This window comes from Sphingobacteriales bacterium (assembly GCA_016719635.1).
Taxonomy (GTDB): domain Bacteria; phylum Bacteroidota; class Bacteroidia; order Chitinophagales; family JADIYW01; genus JADJSS01.
Map to the genome: position 1 here is coordinate 275,468 of JADJYT010000007.1, position 17,727 is coordinate 293,194.

Genomic DNA, 17,727 nt, shown 5'->3' on the forward strand with positions numbered 1-17,727 from the left:
TCTGAAAAGAGAGTTCAGTTTTTATCCCGTATATTTGAAAATAGGTTTTTATTCCTATGAAATATCCATTTGATAAAAGCACGCCAAACCAAAATGAATAAATGGATATTCCAGGTGCGCCATTAAAAACAATAAAAATATACACATGAAAGCACTTTATATCCTGCTTGTATTGTTAACCTTTGGGATTGGCTCCGTTTTTGCGCAAAACACCGCTTATCCGAATGACCGGTCTGTCTTAGATTCCACCATACAGCCCTTTTATCATGGTGTGGCGTCCGGCGACCCGCTGACCGACAGAGTGATTATCTGGACAAGGGTAACAACGGATTCCGTGAGTGTGCCGGTAAAATGGCGCATGGCAACAGATACCGCCATGAGAAACATCGTGGCACAGGGCACCACAACTGCTGATACTTCCAGGGATTATACGGTAAAGATAGATGTTACAGGATTACAGCCAAGTACGTATTATTATTACGAGTTTGAAGCATTGGGCAGGTTGTCCCAGCGGGGCAGGACGAAAACGATGCCAACCGGCAATGTAAGCAGTTTGCGCATGGCACTGGTGAGCTGCTCCAATTATAGCTTTGGATTTTTTAATGCCTATGATGCGATAAAAAACAGAAATGACCTGGATTTTATCCTGCATGCCGGTGATTATATTTATGAAGATGGATTTAAGAAAGACGGAGTAGATACACTTAGAAGAAGAACCTTTCCGGAGTATGATTCTTACGATTTGACGAGTTACAGATTGCGGTATGCATGGTACCGTATAGATCCTTCCACCCGGAATCTGCATCAGCAATTTCCGTTTGTTGTTTTGTGGGACGATCATGAGTTTGCGAATGACTGCTATGCAGATACGGCGGATAATCATAATCCGGTAACGCAGGGAACCTGGGAACTGAGGAAAGCAAATGCCATCCGCGTTTTTAAAGAGTGGATTCCGATGCGGGAGGATACGTCCAGAACGAATGTGATTAATTTTACGCAGAGTGCCGGCAACTTAGCCGATATTATCTATACGGAAGACCGGATAGAAAGGTCCCAGTTCAATAATTTTGATCAGGGGGTCAATATGAGTCTGGCTTCAGATCCGCTGGCATATGATACCCCGAACCGGACCATGCATGGTTTCCGGCAGATGGAATGGATGGCAGAACAGCTTAAAAAATCCACGGCTAAATGGAAAATATTAGCCAATCAGGTGGTGTTTGCCTCTTATTTTTACAGATTGCCCATCTTGGGAGGCCTTCCCGCCCATCAGATTTCCGGCTGGGATGCCAATCCGTTAGACAGAAAGAAAATCATTGATACCGTCAATGCCTATGATATCAAGAATATGGTGGTGCTCAGCGGTGATATACACGTGGCTATGGCATTCGATATTCCGGGCGGAGTGACGCCGTACAATCCTTCTACCGGAGCAGGCAGTGTGGGCGTGGAGTTTGTCTGCGATGCCATCAGCGAGGGCGATGTGCTGCCCAATGCGGAGAGTTTCATGTATTCCAATAATTCGCACTTAAGGTATATCAAACTGAAATCGCAGGGGTACTGTATTGTTGATGTTACCCAAAACAGCGTCTGTTGTGATTTCTGGGAAATGGATTCCGTCCGTTCATCCAATACCCGACAGACATTGTTAAAGACGTTGTGTACGATTCAGAATGAGAGTCACCTGAAAGAATACCAGGGCCCTACCTTTACACCCAGGACATTCCCTTCGCTTATTCCCTATAATCCGAGAAATAATGGCGTTTCTGTCGGTGTGAAGAACAATCAGAAGGTCGTTGAATTGATGAGTTTATATCCCAATCCCACCAGTGACTATGTCCGTTTTCAGTATTTTATGAAGAATACAGACCAACTGAAAGTGGAAATCTATGATATGCAGGGCAGGCTGTTACAAACCAATGATTTCGGCATCCGCACCAAAGGGTTGAATGAAGATGTCGTGTATGTCAGAAATCTTGCAGCGGGAGAATATACTATGCTGTTTCGCACCTCTTCCGAGTCCAGCGCTCGTAAAATCATAAAATTGTAGTATTTTTCAAAAATTATAATCCTAATTTTTGCAGGCACTGATGGTAGCCTGAACTGATGATTTATACGATATGCTGTTCAACTCGATAGAATTTCTTTTGTTTTTTCCCATAGTCAGTATTCTGTATTATTTGCTGCCGCACAAATACCGGTGGCTGCATCTGTTGCTCGCCAGCTGTGTCTTTTACATGTTCTTTATTCCGGTGTATATCCTGATTCTCTTTTTCACCATCCTCATCGATTATTTCGCCGGGATATTGCTGGAAGAAACAAAATCCGGCAGAAAAAAGATTTACCTCATCGCCAGCCTGGTAGCCAATATCGGGGTGCTGGCCGTGTTCAAGTATTTTAATTTTTTTATAGATAACATGAATACCCTGCTGCAGGGGTTGCACCTAACGACTCAGGCGCTTCCGTTTCTGAAAATCATCCTGCCGATAGGCTTGTCCTTCCATACCTTTCAGGCCATGAGCTATACGATAGAAGTCTATCGCGGCAACCAGAAAGCGGAACGGCATTTTGGGTATTATGCCCTGTATGTCATGTTTTATCCTCAGCTGGTAGCCGGACCGATTGAACGCCCGCAGCATATCATCCATCAGTTGCATGAAGAAAAGAAGTTTGAGTACGCTTCCGTTGTCAGCGGGTTGAGGCTGATGTTATGGGGCTTCTTTAAGAAATGTGTGGTGGCGGATAAGATTGCCCTGCTGGCAGATCCCGTTTTTTTCAAGCCGGAATTGTTTCATGGGTTTCCGATGTTGATTGCCGCGTTGTCTTTCTCCATACAGATATATTGTGATTTTTCGGGTTATTCCGACATTGCGCGCGGTTCTGCCAGAACGATGGGCATTCAGCTGATGCAGAATTTCAATGTGCCCTATATCAGTAGGAGTATCGATGAATTCTGGAAGCGCTGGCATATCTCTCTTTCCTCCTGGTTCAGGGATTATCTGTATATCCCGCTGGGCGGCAACCGCGTTTCGGAAAACAGGCGCTATTTCAATGTGTTTGTGGTGTTTCTGCTGAGCGGGTTGTGGCATGGCGACAACTGGACATTTATCGTCTGGGGGGCAATGCATGGCAGTTTTATTATGCTGGCATTGTGGAGGGATAAATTATTTCCCCATCTTAAAATGCCGACATTCATGCAGTGGCTGTCGACATTTACTTTAGTAGTTATTGCATGGGTTTTCTTCCGTGCGGATACGATCAGCGAAGCCAGTTATGTAATTAAGCATAGCCTGAGCGGAGTGCTGCACCCGGTTACTTATTTAATGAAAGGATATGCGTATATCAAATTCTGGAAATTTACCGGTGTGGATATGCTCGTTTTATCGCTGGCCGTGTTTCTGTTGTTTTATGTAGAACAAAAATCGAATATTCAGGAATGGCTGCAGCAAAAGCCGGTATGGTTCCGGTGGAATATCTATTTTTGGATGACGGTTTGTATTGTCTTATTCGGTGTGTTTGACAGCCGCCAGTTTATTTATTTCCAGTTCTGATGCGGAAGTTTGGTGTAAAAATAGGATTGTATCTGGTGTTGTTCCTCGGAATAATAGCGGGAGGTATTTTATTGCCGCCTACCAATACCAACAACATACTTTTTTCATTGCAGGATAAACATAAGATCATCGACAGCCTGCAGCAGAAATATCCGTCTACACCATTGGTATATTGGGTGGGTGGCTCAAACGTCAATTTCGGGATAGACAGCAGGCTGATTTCCGACTCGCTGCAGCTGTCGTGTGTCAATACGGCTGTTCACGGCGGTCTGGGGTTGAAGTTTCAATTGAATAATGCCCTGCGTTATGCACGAAAAGGGGATATCGTGGTGCTGATGCCGGAGTATGAAAATTTCTGGGACTTTAATAATGAAATGGCTGACGGACAGTGTGAACTGCTGCATACCATCATGGATGTGTATCCCGATGGCAAAAAGCTGATAGAGCCGAAGCAGTGGAATAAGATGCTGATGTACCTGCCGCGCTATCTGCACGATAAGTATATTCAGTATCTGCCCACCAATTACAGGAAACGCAATAAGACAGACCTGGGTGCATATACCCGCCATAATTATAATGCATATGGTGATGCCATACTGCATTTGGATAAAAATCCAGTTCCATTCCTGGCCATGCCCAAATTGGGTGCGCCCATCAATGGAGAAATACTGGAATATCTGATTCGGAAGGACGGGGAGTTTCATTCCCGGGGAATACGATTCTGTATTTTGTTTCCGGGCTATCAGCAGACATCTTACAAGAACAACCTGGCGGCCATTCATGAACTGCACCAGCGGTTGAGGGATACCGGTTTGCCGGTTATAGGAAACCCCGGCCGTTACATTTTTGACGATTCATTATTTTACGATACTTACTATCATCTGAACAGGCAAGCAAGAGAAATAAGGAGTATATTCGTAGCACAAGATCTGAAAACCTGTGTGGCAGAAAATTAATAAGTACGAAGAAAAAAATCACCTGCGATGGAATGTATTTACCATGGTGGGTATACTGTTAATTATCATCTGCGGCATTAGAATTACACATGGATTGCAGCGGTATATGGATGTCTTGTTTTGGGACGAAGCATTGTACCTGAGCAGGGGTGTCCAGCTTTTTGACCAGATACCCAAGACCTGGGGCCCGTCTTATTCGTTGTGGTACAAGTTACTGTCTTTCTTCGTCCAAGACAGACTGGAACTTTATTATTTTAATTTTTCGCTTACCACTATTCTGATCTGTATTGCATTTTTTTTACTGCTGTTGTCCTGCGGCGTGCAGCGGGTGCTGGCATTTATCCTCTCCATCTTCTTTCTGTCCACGTTCATCAATATGCCCTTGTGGCCGAGGGTTTCCCATTTCTGTATCATAGTACTGATTGCCGGTATTATTGTTGCTAAATACCAGAAGTCGCTGCTGGAAAAGCTGGCGGTACTTTCCATCGCGCTGTTTGTTTGTGCGTATGCCAGGCCGGAAATGTTCCTTCCATTTATTGTTTTTTTTGTTCTGACCATCCTCTTCTTTTTTATAAATATCCGTCAAGTGCAGAGCAAGCAGTGGCTGCTGATGGCAGGACTGACTGTGCTGGTTGTCTTTATCATTTATTTTTTTAAAACCCCCTTTAATAACGGAGATACAGGAAGAGGGCTCAGGGTGTTCCTGCAGCACTATGCATGGAATCATACAGAATGGAACCATCTGCAGAATGTTTTCTGGCTGGACTTTCCGGATATCATACAGCAGCACTTTAAGGATGCTTCTTCTTTGCCTGCCATCATCCATTCCAATCCTGCAGCTTTCGAGCAGCATATTGTTTCCAATATCACCAATTATGGAATTCAGATGGGCAAGATATTTATCAGCTTTTTTGCGCCCGTTTTACAAAAGACTTACATTGGTTATGTTTCATGGTGAGTGCCATGCTGTTTATTGTTTATTTTACATTTACCAAAACGTCCAAAGACAAAAGAAAACGATTTAAGGCATTGGCTACAGACAATATACTGACATTAACTGTTCTCTTCTTTTTTGCCGTTCCCTCCTTCATGGCCAGTATATATGCATACCCGCGTCAGCACTATCTGTTGCTGCAGGTGCCTCTTTTGCTGTTGCTGACCGGGTTGGCCATATCCTCGGTATCTGTGGAGATTGAAAAATCCCTGCAGAAAATCACGGTGGTCGGAGCCATCTGGTTCTTTGTTACGCCGGAAGCGGAAGACTTCCACTATTTTAGCTTATTCCGTCAGGAAGAAAGCTTGTGCAATCTGAAGACAGTCCGGTTTATCAAAAATAATTTTACGACCAAAGACAGTGTCCGTGTATTTGATGCAGAGGGTTATATGACGAATCTGTTGCCTTCCAATTTTACCAATTACAATGAAGTGTATTACAGAAATCGGAATATCGTGCTGAGCGATTTCCTGAAAGCACACGATTTTGATATCATTTATAAAACGCCCACCCTGACGATGTTAAATAATGTTCAGAAAGATACCGCCTTGTTTAATTTTTTGAGGAATCCGGAGCAATATGGATATTATGAGCAAAAAACAGGTAATTTTACGCCTGTTTTGTTGTTAAAGAAGAAATAATGAATTTCGCCTACAAGCCTTTATATACAAGAGACCAGCCTTTGTTTGAGCTGAGGGTGTTTGGCTTGTTTCTATTTAGTTTGTTATTTACCAGCAATATCCTGCTTCAGTTCAAATCTGCCAGTGGTGCCATAGGGATGATTATGATTATGGGTATGCCCTTTATTTTTATTTCTACGGGCATCTATTATTATTACAAAGTGTTTAAGTTGCGGCAGCTCAATATGCTGGATGTCATCATTTTCATCAGTTTATTGCTTCCGCTGTACAATGCCATTGTAATCAACATCGTTTTAGACGTCAAAATACTCAAATCGCTCTTTAACCTGTCTGCACGCTTTTTTATTGTAATGGTCAGTCTGGTGTATTATGCCATCCGTTCCAACAAGATTACCATCAAGCAGTATATTTACGCCAACATCTTGCTTTGCTGGTTCTGCTTGCTGTTGTATACCTATGTTTCGCTCACGATTCCGCCGGAAACGTTTAAGGATTCATTGGGAGACGGGTTGGTGGGATACAATCCATCAAAGGGAGGATATATCTATCGTTTTTCAAGTGCGTTCCTGATTTTCGGCATGGTATATTATTTCCTGGACTATGTACTCAAGAACAATAAGACCAGCCTGATATTCTGGATGCTCCTGATGTCCTATCAGCTGTTCATCGACAAAGGACGGATTGAGCTGGTTTCGGAAATTACACCGATGTTTCTGTTCATGTTTGTTACCCTGAAATGGCATAACATCATTAAAAAACTGCTTACCATAGCGGCCATAGCCGGAGTGGTCATTATCATCGCTTATTATATCAATCCGAAAATACTGTCCTTCACGGCGGATATGTATATCATGTTCATCAAGTTCTTCCTCGGCAAGAAAACCGGAGAGGGTTCCGCCGATATGCGATGGACGGAGATGGCGCATGTCTATAATTATTTTTTAAAGCATCCGCAGCACATCTTCTTCGGGATAGGTGTGCCTAAACGGGAGCTGATGCTGGTAACTGTAGGAGATGTGATCCTTTCTGATATAGGAATTGTGGGCGGTTTGTTGTCTCAGGGAATTGTGGGGTTGATTTTTATTTACTCTTTTTTCTTACATCCTTTTTATGTGTGGCGCAAGGTGAAATACTACAAATACGATGTGTTGTTTAATACCGGTCTGTTGGGATGCGGGGTTGTATTTATTCAGTCTTTTTTTTCTGGCGGGATATTCTTCAGCCCTTTCGCCTTGCTGCTCTTTATGTTGATTGTGGAATATTTCCGGATTAAGGAGAAGTTCTACTGGAAAGAGCAGGCGCTTAATCCATCACAAACAGTATGAACAGAAAGTACAAAATGGCGATAGTGCTGTTGCTGGCAGTTTTTATGTTGCGCATCTGTTTGTCAAAAGATAAGAAAAAGGAAGATAATTTATTTTCTGGCACATCGGCTGTGGTTCCGGTCGTTATTACACCAAAAGAACAAATTTTTGCCTTGCCCGTGCATCCGGGAATATTCGGTATCAATATCGGATTTGCCTTCAAGCGGGAGCTGGATAAGGATTCCGGATTTGTGCAGCTGCTGCGTGCCCTGCATCCGAATTCACTGCGCTTTCCGGGTGGTACGGTGGCCAACTATTATCATCCGAAGTTGCCGGTGTATGGTTATAAGCTCGGTGAAATCCCGCCGGGATTGGGTACGCTGTTTATGGAACAATCCAGGCGTTCGGAAAACATCCTGTATAATTTTATCCGGCTTGCGAAGTCCGTGAATACGGGAGTCGTGTACTGTGCCAATGTGTATACCGGCACCACAGCCGAAGTCCTTTTTGTAATTGAGGAGCTAAAGAGAAACAAGATCCCCATTTTAGGGGTGGAGCTGGGAAATGAATTTTGCCTGATGGAATACCGCAATAAGTTTCCGAATGCAAAGGTGTATATTGATAAGATAAAGGCTACGGCTGCGGCTGTCAGAAACAAATACCCCGACCTGAAGATAGTGGTGATTGGCGGCGACGGGGTGCCTGCCGGTGAGACGAATGCCAGAAGCAAGTTTATGCGCGGATGGAATGACGTGATGAGCAGAGTGAATTTTTACCATGCATTCACCTGGCATCCTTATCAGGATTGTCCTCCGTGTGACAATGATGCCTATTTTGATAATGTGTACACGAAGAATATGAACACGCTTGCACCACAGGCTACCAATTATTTATTCGGTTTGGGCGGTCATCTCATGCAGCAGTATGGCCCCAATAGAAAACTCTGGATAACGGAATGGAATCTGGGCAATCTTACGTTTTTGGATAACACGTTTTTACAGGGAGCATACGTCTTTGAAAATTTCCTGACCATGGCAGACCTGAACGTGCGGTACAATAATTATATTGAAGTGACCAATCTGCATTCCATCGATGGATTGATTACCATACAAAAAGGGAAGTTGAAACCTTTATTGTCTAACGGGATAGATATGGCTACAGTCCAGTATTATGCCTTTCAGTTTTTGGCGAGTACAATGAACAGGAACACATACAGAGGTACTGAGTTTATTGCCACAGCGGATACTTCATTGGGGCGTAAATTGGTTTGTCAGTCATACATGAATAAAGAAGAACATAAGACCTATATTTATTTTGTCAATCGTTCCGGTAAAAGATTCAGTTGACGGTAAATGCACCCGTGAAGTCAAGAGTGCTGTTGAGAGCCATAGAGGCCGAGTTTCCCTACGCCACTGCCGGCAAAACGTACTACGAGAAAGATTACCCCGATAAATTAAAGCCGGTAAGCTATCGGGATGAATTGCTGAACTCCAAAACGGTAACGCTGATGCCTTATGCATTCGGTTACGTTACTTTCAGTAACGAATAAAGATTCACCTTTTTCTATTTGCGGAGATTAACGCATCACCTGCTTTACCAACCCCAGTTTGCCTACATATGGCGGGTAGCGCAGCGGCACATCCGGCCAGGTCACTTTATTGGTGACTGCCTTGTAATGGGTAAAGGTATCAAAGCTGAATTTTCCATGATAAGCGCCAATTCCACTGTTGCCCACGCCGCCAAATGGCAAGTCGGGGTTCACGAAATGGGAAATGGTATCGTTCACACAACCTCCGCCGAACTGAACGGTGTTCAGGCATTTTTGCTGGTTCGCATAATTATTGGAGAATACATAAAACGCCAGCGGTTTCTCGAATTGCTTTACAATTGAAATAGCCTCGTCAATGGAGTGGATGGTCAGTACCGGCAGTATAGGGCCGAATATTTCGTCATTCATCAGCGGGTGTTCCAGGCTGTCAATCTCAATTAAGGTGGGTGCTATGTATCTCGTTTCCAGCATCGGTTTTGCCGCCTACGATGATAGCACCGTCTTTAATCATGGCTGCCAGCCGTTGAAAATGCCGGTCATTGATGATGCGCGGGTAATCGGCACTGTCCTGAGGGTTGGTGCCGTAAAAATCTTTCACACTTTTTGCAAAAGCCTTGTAGAATTTATCCTTCACCTCTTCGTGCAGCAGCAGATAATCAGGTGCTACGCAGGTTTGTCCGCCGTTTAGGAATTTTCCCCAGGCGATACGCCTTGCCGCCACTTCGATATCCGCCTGTTTGTCGACGATGCAGGGGCTTTTTCCGCCCAGTTCCAAAGTGGCAGGCGTTAAAAATTCGGCCGCAGCCCGGGCAATGGTTTTGCCGATTTCCACGCCGCCGGTAAAGAAGATATAATCATAGCGTAGGGCAAGCATCTCCTTATTGTCAGAGTGTTCATCCAGCACGGAGATATAATTTTCATTAAACGTTTCGCTGATGATCTTTTCGATTACGTGATAGGTGTGTATGGCAGCCCTCGGCGGCTTGATGATGCAGGTGTTGCCCGCCGCTATGGCGCCCACCACAGGAGCCAATGTCAGTTGAAACGGATAATTCCACGCACCGATGACGAGGGTGACTCCATAAGGATCCGGATAGATGTAATTGCGGGACGGGAAATTGGCAATCGTATCTTTCACCAGCTGAGGGGTTGCCCATTTTTTGATATGTTTCAGCATCAGGCTGATTTCCTCGTACACAATTCCAATTTCGGTGGCGAAAGCCTCGAATTTCGATTTCTTGAAATCTGCATTCAGTGCTGCATAGATGTCCTCTTCATGCTGCTGAATCGCTTTTTTGAATTTCTTCAGTTGCTCGATGCGGAACTCTATATCCCGTGTCGCATTGCTTTCAAAAAAATCCCGCTGTTTTTGTAAAACATCGGATATATCGGAGGTTGTCTTTGTCGTTGCCATAATAATGATTTTATAGGCTATTTTCACTTTGCTTTTTTTCTCCGGCACGCGTTCTTCTATTGGTCTGCCTTCAAAACTGCTCATGGAATCATAAACACCCAGCCAGCCTGCAACTTTGTCGAAGACACGGGTTGGGAATACGCCCTTCAGAAACGGAACAATATTTACATTTTCAGGTTCCATCAGCAAGATATCATTCTTCCGGATGGCTTTAATCACTTTGGTACAGATGTCATCCGGCTGTAATAATGGAAATAACAGCGGTGCCTTCACGCCTTTGAACATGCCGGTGTCAATATAGCTCGGACATACGGTGGTAACGTGTAAATCCGGCCCTTCCATTTCCAGTTCCATACGTAAGCTTTCGCTCCAGCCCAATACCGCCCACTTGCTGGATGCGTAGACAGAGCCTTTTGGTAAAGGAATCAACGCGGAAGCAGAGGCGATATTGACCACATGCCCTTTGCGCTGTTTGATCATATCTTTCAGAAAAACCCGTGTCACATGCATCACGCCGTTCACATTGATGGAGATAGTCTTATCTATGTCTTTTGCTGAATACTCCCAGAAAGAATGTTTTCCGGCAACGATGCCCGCATTATTGATGAGTATGTCCACATTGCCTATTTCCAGCAACACTTCGGTCGCCGATTTTTCAATGTCATGGGTGTGTGACACATCTACCACAAACGTATGTACGTTTTTATAGCCTTTGGAAGAAAATTCCTTTTGTGTCTTGTGCAGGTTCTCTTCGTTGATATCCCAGATGATGAGATTGGCTGCCCCTTCCTGCAGGCATTTCAGCGCCATCAGTTTTCCGATTCCGTTTGCGCCGCCCGTTACTAAAACGTTGGCTCCTCTGATTTGTGACATATGATTGTTTTTAGGTCTTTAAATTTAGCAGAAATAGCTCATTTATTCAGGATTTAAACTATTTAATTTATCTATTGTTTAGAGTGAGTAATGAAAGTAGGTATAATCGGTTCCGGGATAGCAGGATTGGCCAGTGCCATCAGAATGGCAGTACGGGGTTATGAAGTTCATGTATTTGAAGTCAACAGTTATCCCGGCGGGAAACTTTGTGAGATACAGGTGGGCGATTATCGATTTGATGCCGGCCCGAGTTTGTTTACGATGCCCGAATATTTTGAAGAGTTGTTCGCTTTAGCCGGAAAAAACTTTACGGATTACTGTCCGTACCGGAGATTAGATACGATTACCCATTATTTTTACAGTGATGGCACTAAATTTAAGACATTTGCGGATGTGGAGCAATCCGCGCAGGAGATGCAGGAAAAGCTGGGTATAAACAAAGAGGTGGTTATTGCGCACCTTAACAGAAGCAAGAAGATCTTTGACCTGACATCGGATACCTTCCTGCATCGTTCCATTCACACCTTCCAGAATATATCTGCACTGGATTTATTAAGGCTCGGTACACAGATAGGTGCACTGGATTTATTCAGTACGATGCATGAAACGAATGAGAAGAAGCTCAAAAATGAAAAAGCGGTTCAGTATTTCGACCGTTTTGCTACCTATAACGGGTCAAACCCCTACGAGGCGCCTGGAACATTGAATATCATTCCGCATCTGGAACACCATATAGGTGCCTTTTTTCCGGAAGGAGGCATGGTCGCCCTATCACGGTCCTGCTGGCAGCTGGCCGTGGAACTGGGCGTGCATTTTCATTTCAACACCAGGGTGAAAGAGATTGTCGTAGAAAAGAATAAAGTTGCAGGAATCAGATACAATAATGTTGAGCGTGTCAATAACAAGCATACAGATATTTCACAGGTAGAATTTATGCCGGTAGATTTGGTTATCAGTAATATGGATGTGGCCTATACCTACCGCCAGCTGATGCCCAATCAGAAACATCCGGAAAAAACCCTCAACCAGCCTAGGGCACTGTCAGCAATGGTCTTTTACCTCGGTATCAAAAAAGAATTTTCGGAACTGGGGCTGCACAATATTTTCTTCAGCAGAAATTATAAGGAAGAGTTTGATGCTTTCTTCCAGCGACAAACCATGAATGATGATTTAACAGTATATGTCAATATCTCTTCCAAATATGTAAAATCAGATGCTCCGGAAGGCTGTGAAAACTGGTTTGTAATGGTAAATACGCCGCCGCAAAACGGGCAGGATTGGGACTCACTAATAGCGGCTACGAGAAAGAATGTGTTGAAAAAACTGAGCCTAACCCTGGGCGAGGATATCGAATCATTGATAGAAGTGGAAGATATTCTGGAGCCTCGGATAATTGAAACCAGAAACCTGTCCTGGCAAGGTTCGTTGTACGGAAACAGTTCCAACAACAAGTTTGCCGCATTTTTACGACACGCAAATTTCAGTAATACCATAAAAGGTGTGTATTTTTGCGGAGGCAGTGTGCACCCCGGAGGCGGAATTCCGTTGTGTGTCCTGTCAGCAAAGATTGTAGATGAACTCATTCCTGCCCAATAACCGTTTTTATACTGCCTTGTTCATCTTACTGAGTGTCTATACTGTAGGTTTAATTGGGATAGGTGTGGGAACCCGGGAGGCACGCGAACATTTTCTATCCCTCACGCCTCTTAATTTACTGCTCACCGTTGCTGTTTTATTCTGGAATCATAAAGACTGGAGCCTCAGAGTGGCAGGTATGTGTTTATTCGTATTTCTTTTCGGGTTTTTTATAGAAGTAGCGGGTGTAAAAACGGGGTGGGTTTTCGGCAGCTATTTTTACGGTAAAACACTGGGGTTGAAGATTTTGGATGTCCCGCTGATGATAGGTGTCAACTGGATGATGCTGGTCTATTGTATTGTAGTCTTATTGCAGCCCATCAGAAATAGTATGTTGTTTGCCACTATGGGCGCAGCCGTGATGACATTGTTAGACATCCTGATTGAGCCGGTGGCAATCCGCCTGGATTTCTGGCATTGGAGTAATGAAATCATACCCTTACAGAATTATGTGGCCTGGTTTCTCGTTTCCTTCTTATTGTTTCTTTGTTTCCGAAGATTGGTTCCTGTTCTTTCCAACAGAATCGCCGGCTGGGTGCTGGGTATACAATTTGCATTTTTTACTGTATTGAATTTGTTACTGAGATAACAAACATTTTCCTGCTTTTCTTGTTTAACAAAGACTTTATCATTTTCTATGATCGTTAATCAATGGTATTTAGCCTGTTTATTGGAGGAATTGGAACAACAGAATCCCCTGCGTAAGAAAATATGCGGAGAGGAGATCGTTATATTTAGAACGGAAAGCGGGAAGGTAAGCGTAGTGGAAGATCGTTGCTGTCACCGCAATGTCCAGCTTTCTCTGGGATATGTACAGGGGGAAAACATCAAATGCGGTTATCACGGTTGGGAGTATAATTGTGAAGGCAAATGCGTACGGATACCCTCCCTTCCCGATGAGGAGCGGATTCCGCCGGCTGCCAGGGTGAAAAGATACAGTACCGAAATAAGATACCGGTCGGTTTGGGTCTGGATAGGTGATGATAATAAGAAAGACCTGTCGCTGATTCCACCGATGCCGGAAATGGAAGTTTATCCGATGGTATATAATTATCATGTCATCAACGCTGACTTGCAGCTTGTGGCGGAAAGTTTATTTGATGCTCATCATATCAATCACGTGCACCGGGATTCCATCAAAGGTATGATGGGTGCCCTCAGATCTGAACGGATAGATTTTAATTTGCAAGTAAACGATAATTCGATTGTCGGAATGTACCACAGAGAGAACGACCGCAGCTTTTTTGAGAAATATTATTTCGGATTCAATCAAAAGGTGGAAACCCATTTCGGTTTTTGGTTTCCGAATATTTCCAAACTGGATATCCGATTCAGGAATCGCCACATGGTTATCTACGAACATTTTTACCAGATAGATGAAGATAACGTGATGATGTGTCAGATTACATTATGGAAAAATATATTGGGATTTCTTCCGCTGTATATCGCCAAAAAGTTTATGCTCCGCAAGTCTGTGAATATTGTGAGGGAGGATATCGAATTTCTGGAAAATAATAAACGAATCAAGGCTGTTACAGGGAAGAGCGACCTGCTCATCAAGTCGGATGAGGTAACCTTTGAATTTATGAAATTGTGGAAACGAAAAACAAATAGTTAGCGTCATTGCGAGGAACGAAGCAATCTCTCTGTTGAGCAGATTACTTCGCTTCATTGCATTACGCCCGTAATGACGAATAAGATGAAAAACTGGTTACGCAAAAAGATAAAATCCAAACTAAAGAATTACAAAGTCGCTGTCAATACGGTTGATGAGAGTTTACCGGTAAAGCTTGCTGTAAAAAAGAAAGCAGCCATTGTTGGTGCAGGAATTGCCGGACTGAGTGCTGCCGCTAATTTAGCGGAGCGCGGATTTGAAGTGACCCTGTTTGAAAAGAATGCTTATCTAGGCGGGAAAGTAGGTTCCTGGTCATTTGAAAGCAACGGAGAAACGTTGCAGACGGAACATGGCTTTCATGCCTTTTTCCGTCAGTATTATAACCTGCGGAATTTCATGAAAAAAATAGATGTCTTCAAGCATCTGATTCCTATTGACGATTATGTGATTCTGTATCAGGATGGAAAACAGCAGGGATTTGCCGGTATCGACAATACACCGGGATTAAATATTTTTGACTTGCGTAAAAAAGGGGTTTTAAACTTCCGGACATTTATTAATCCGATGTCGATGTCTTTCTTAAAATTGCTGCGCTATCATCCCGTTAAAACATTTGAAAAATATGACGGGGTAAGTTTTGAGCAGTTCGCCCAACAAACCGCCATGCCCGGGCACATGCGGTTGGTGTTTAACAGTTTCGCCAGGGCCTTCTTTGCCGAACCGCATAAAATGAGTCTGGCAGAACTGATTAAGGGATTTCATTTTTATTTTTTAAGCAACGATGACGGCCTGATTTACGACGTGCTGGACGATGATTTCGAACATACATTTTTGAAGCCGGTTGAGGACTTTATTTTACAGCATAATGGAAAAATACTTCGAAACGCAGCCGTTGAAAAAATTGAATACACAAATGATAGGTTTGTCGTGAATGATGAAACATTTGATTATTGCATTTTAAGCCTGGATATAAAACATTTAAAGCCTCTGATTCAAAAATCCATAGGTTTGGAAAATGGCATTTCCCTTCAAAAAAGCATCAGTGAAATAAAATGTACGGACCGATATGCCGTTCTTAGGGTATGGACGGATCGGTTTGAAGAGAACAAAAGCTATCCTTATTTCCTATTTACAGACAGGTTGAAATGTCTGGACAGCGTCACCTTCTATCACAAGATGGAAAAGGAATCCATGGCGTGGAGCAATAAGAATAACGGCGGGATTTTTGAACTGCACTCTTATTCATTGCCGGATGATTTAATCGATGATGAAGCCATTCAACTGCAGTTGCTGCAGGAATTCTATCATTACTTTCCGGAATTAAGAGGCATGAAAATCCGCCATGAATATTTTCAGCACCGCGATGATTTTCCGGCGTTTCATTTGAATCAATATAAAAACAGGCCTTCCGTTAAAACAGAAATACCTAATCTGTTTTTCGCCGGTGATTGGGTGAAACTGCCAGTTCCTTCGATGTTGATGGAAGCTGCCTACACCAGCGGCGCCATGGCTGCAAATTATATTCTCACTCAAGAAAAACTTCAGGAGAATCAGTTGGAGAGTGTATATGGATATGGTATGTTGACGATGTGACGGTTCTTCAATACATTTATGAGAATTTATGGACATGGATATGGTATATGAACAAAGTGCCCTGCAGATCAAAAAGCTGGAAGATGAACTAAAGCGCTTAAATGTTTGGTCATCCGAACCCATTGCACCTGAAAAGTTGGTGAACATGGGTGCATTCGGCTCTCACACCATGGCATTTACGGAGTGGCTGCAGTTTGTACTGATTCCAAGAGTACAGGCCATAATAGACGAGAAAGGTCAGTTTCCCGCCACCAGTAATGTATCTGTCTTTGCATTCCGGGAATTCGATGGCTGGCCGGAGGCGGAACAGTTGCTTAAAATAGTAAGTGATTTTGACGCGCTGTTTAATTAATTATTTTTGAGAAACAATCCATCTTTACTTCGTATCCCAGGTTTCAATAAATTGGATTACTACTTTCTTCATTGCTTCCAGCGCCTCCGGATGGATGCAATCCACTTTGTCCAGCCGGGTATGATAGGCGGGGTCCAGGCTTTGGGAATCCATGCCTATGATGCATACAGCCGGCAATCCCAGCATGTGAAAGGCAGACGCGTCAGAGGCTCCCACGCCAAGCGGTAATTTTTTATAGGCAACATTAGTTGCCAAGAAGGCATCCTCCACCAACTGCACATGCTCCTTTTTATAAAACGCGAGCGTGTTTACTTCAGACGATGCAACGGTCAGGTGTTCCAGATCTTTTATTGTATCGATATTAAAAAGGAAGACTTTCTCCAGCAGCAATTGTTTTTTATGCTTTTGGGCATAGGCATAGGCACCCCGCAGGGCAGCTTCTTCAGAACCAAAGCTAATCAGGCGTAATCGGGTATGCTGCAGCTTCCTTTTGGAAAACACTTTCGCCATTTCTACTGCCATCGCCACTCCCGTCAGGTTGTCAGAAGCGCCGTCCACTACTTCTTCAGCATGCATATCATAGAATACGATCAATATGGGTGTGAGAACGACGAAAAGCCACCAGATATAAGTAAACCATGCAGCACTGATAAATAAGGATAGCAACGCGTATATGCCTAAAAGGGTAATCTGAAATCCCGCAATAACGGTTAACGCAGCACCCGTCTGTTTTAATTTGTACCACCATTTGAATTCTTTGACACTGTCCATGTGGCCTGCAATAATGAGGGTTGAAGTGGCAGTTTGCAACGGTTCTATATCCCCAATCACATTCCAGGAAGGTTTTTTGGGAAACAGAAAGTCGAGCCAGTGCCGGTAGGTTACAAAATGTCCTAAAAATAAAATGCTGTTTAAAATGCCTAAGCCTGCCGCAATACGGATATCTGTCTTTAAAAAAATAAGTACGGTGATATAAACGATACAAAAAATCTTGAGCGACTGAAAGTGTGCTTCCAGCGGTGACAGGAATTCTTCCACTTCCACCTTGTCACAATATTGCTTCAACAGGTCAGCGGTATAGTATTGTGCATCCTTTTCCTGTTCACTGCCAAAGTATCTTCCGCCGAAACGGGAGATGATATCTTCAATAAAATTTATCACGTATGAATTTACTAAAGATATGGCACAAATTGTTGTCGGGGATAAAAATCCCGGATGAAATATGTTTTTTACGAAAATATTCGTAATAT

General features: G+C 43.4%; 14 protein-coding genes and 2 pseudogenes. 13 read left to right on the plus strand and 3 right to left on the minus strand.

Annotated elements, in window-relative coordinates; all coding sequences use genetic code 11:
- The first annotated feature begins 145 nt into the window (after nt 1–145).
- From IPM95_12325 to IPM95_12360, 8 genes are all read left to right on the plus strand, one after another.
- On the plus strand, nt 146–2,050 hold the full coding sequence (locus IPM95_12325) for an alkaline phosphatase D family protein (GenBank protein ID MBK9330060.1): 1,905 nt from the start codon (nt 146–148) through the stop codon (nt 2,048–2,050).
- Between the two features lie 70 nt (nt 2,051–2,120).
- Complete coding sequence (locus IPM95_12330) at nt 2,121–3,551, plus strand: MBOAT family protein (GenBank protein MBK9330061.1); 1,431 nt, start codon at nt 2,121–2,123, stop codon at nt 3,549–3,551.
- The gene (locus IPM95_12335) at nt 3,551–4,507 is read left to right on the plus strand and encodes a hypothetical protein (protein MBK9330062.1); all 957 of its coding nucleotides are present in this window, start codon (nt 3,551–3,553) and stop codon (nt 4,505–4,507) included. Before IPM95_12330 ends, IPM95_12335 begins: the two co-directional genes overlap by 1 nt.
- A complete protein-coding gene (locus tag IPM95_12340; GenBank protein ID MBK9330063.1) occupies nt 4,491–5,465 on the plus strand; it encodes a hypothetical protein in 975 nt (324 codons plus the stop codon). The genes IPM95_12335 and IPM95_12340 overlap by 17 nt, the downstream gene beginning before the upstream one ends.
- A gap of 5 nt (nt 5,466–5,470) precedes the next feature.
- Nucleotides 5,471–6,142 carry a hypothetical protein gene (locus tag IPM95_12345; GenBank protein ID MBK9330064.1) on the plus strand — a complete coding sequence of 224 codons (672 nt, stop codon included), beginning with the start codon at nt 5,471–5,473 and terminating at the stop codon, nt 6,140–6,142.
- Complete coding sequence (locus IPM95_12350) at nt 6,142–7,467, plus strand: hypothetical protein (protein ID MBK9330065.1); 1,326 nt, start codon at nt 6,142–6,144, stop codon at nt 7,465–7,467. Before IPM95_12345 ends, IPM95_12350 begins: the two co-directional genes overlap by 1 nt.
- On the plus strand, nt 7,464–8,792 hold the full coding sequence (locus IPM95_12355; protein MBK9330066.1) for a hypothetical protein: 1,329 nt from the start codon (nt 7,464–7,466) through the stop codon (nt 8,790–8,792). Before IPM95_12350 ends, IPM95_12355 begins: the two co-directional genes overlap by 4 nt.
- On the plus strand, nt 8,789–8,995 hold the full coding sequence (locus IPM95_12360; GenBank protein ID MBK9330067.1) for a hypothetical protein: 207 nt from the start codon (nt 8,789–8,791) through the stop codon (nt 8,993–8,995). Before IPM95_12355 ends, IPM95_12360 begins: the two co-directional genes overlap by 4 nt.
- Before the next feature lie 27 nt (nt 8,996–9,022).
- On the opposite strand, the pseudogene IPM95_12365 reads toward IPM95_12360, so the two are convergent.
- Together IPM95_12365 and IPM95_12370 are read right to left on the minus strand one after the other, a co-directional pair.
- Nucleotides 9,023–10,409, minus strand: a pseudogene (locus IPM95_12365) (aldehyde dehydrogenase).
- A 27-nt stretch (nt 10,410–10,436) separates the two neighbouring features.
- Nucleotides 10,437–11,282 (minus strand): annotated as a pseudogene (locus IPM95_12370) (SDR family oxidoreductase).
- Between the two features lie 90 nt (nt 11,283–11,372).
- Here IPM95_12370 and crtI point away from each other — a divergent pair.
- From crtI to IPM95_12395, 5 genes are all read left to right on the plus strand, one after another.
- Nucleotides 11,373–12,878 (plus strand): phytoene desaturase, encoded by a 1,506-nt coding sequence (crtI, locus tag IPM95_12375; GenBank protein MBK9330068.1) that lies wholly within the window; start codon nt 11,373–11,375, stop codon nt 12,876–12,878.
- Nucleotides 12,856–13,506: a carotenoid biosynthesis protein gene (locus IPM95_12380; protein MBK9330069.1), complete on the plus strand. Its 651-nt coding sequence runs from the start codon at nt 12,856–12,858 to the stop codon at nt 13,504–13,506. Before crtI ends, IPM95_12380 begins: the two co-directional genes overlap by 23 nt.
- A 48-nt stretch (nt 13,507–13,554) precedes the next feature.
- Entirely contained in the window at nt 13,555–14,535 is a 981-nt protein-coding gene (locus IPM95_12385; protein ID MBK9330070.1) for an aromatic ring-hydroxylating dioxygenase subunit alpha, read from the plus strand.
- Nucleotides 14,536–14,616: 81 nt separating this feature from the next.
- Nucleotides 14,617–16,125, plus strand: a complete 1,509-nt coding sequence (locus tag IPM95_12390; GenBank protein ID MBK9330071.1) for an FAD-dependent oxidoreductase — start codon at nt 14,617–14,619, stop codon at nt 16,123–16,125.
- A gap of 34 nt (nt 16,126–16,159) precedes the next feature.
- A complete protein-coding gene (locus tag IPM95_12395) occupies nt 16,160–16,477 on the plus strand; it encodes a YqcC family protein (GenBank protein MBK9330072.1) in 318 nt (105 codons plus the stop codon).
- Between the two features lie 24 nt (nt 16,478–16,501).
- On the opposite strand, the gene IPM95_12400 is transcribed toward IPM95_12395, so the two are convergent.
- On the minus strand, nt 16,502–17,638 hold the full coding sequence (locus IPM95_12400; GenBank protein ID MBK9330073.1) for a M20/M25/M40 family metallo-hydrolase: 1,137 nt from the start codon (nt 17,636–17,638) through the stop codon (nt 16,502–16,504).
- Nucleotides 17,639–17,727 lie beyond the last annotated feature (89 nt).

What these genes read in the sequence shown, in the direction of transcription:
- IPM95_12355 (MBK9330066.1), top strand. Translation starts at nt 7,464, where the DNA reads ATGAACAGAAAGTACAAAATGGCGATAGTGCTGTTGCTGGCAGTTTTT.
- IPM95_12390 (MBK9330071.1), top strand. Translation starts at nt 14,617, where the DNA reads ATGAAAAACTGGTTACGCAAAAAGATAAAATCCAAACTAAAGAATTAC.
- IPM95_12380 (MBK9330069.1), top strand. Translation starts at nt 12,856, where the DNA reads ATGAACTCATTCCTGCCCAATAACCGTTTTTATACTGCCTTGTTCATC.
- IPM95_12395 (MBK9330072.1), top strand. Translation starts at nt 16,160, where the DNA reads ATGGATATGGTATATGAACAAAGTGCCCTGCAGATCAAAAAGCTGGAA.
- IPM95_12325 (MBK9330060.1), top strand. Translation starts at nt 146, where the DNA reads ATGAAAGCACTTTATATCCTGCTTGTATTGTTAACCTTTGGGATTGGC.
- IPM95_12330 (MBK9330061.1), top strand. Translation starts at nt 2,121, where the DNA reads ATGCTGTTCAACTCGATAGAATTTCTTTTGTTTTTTCCCATAGTCAGT.
- crtI (MBK9330068.1), top strand. Translation starts at nt 11,373, where the DNA reads ATGAAAGTAGGTATAATCGGTTCCGGGATAGCAGGATTGGCCAGTGCC.
- IPM95_12345 (MBK9330064.1), top strand. Translation starts at nt 5,471, where the DNA reads ATGCTGTTTATTGTTTATTTTACATTTACCAAAACGTCCAAAGACAAA.
- IPM95_12335 (MBK9330062.1), top strand. Translation starts at nt 3,551, where the DNA reads ATGCGGAAGTTTGGTGTAAAAATAGGATTGTATCTGGTGTTGTTCCTC.
- IPM95_12350 (MBK9330065.1), top strand. Translation starts at nt 6,142, where the DNA reads ATGAATTTCGCCTACAAGCCTTTATATACAAGAGACCAGCCTTTGTTT.
- IPM95_12385 (MBK9330070.1), top strand. Translation starts at nt 13,555, where the DNA reads ATGATCGTTAATCAATGGTATTTAGCCTGTTTATTGGAGGAATTGGAA.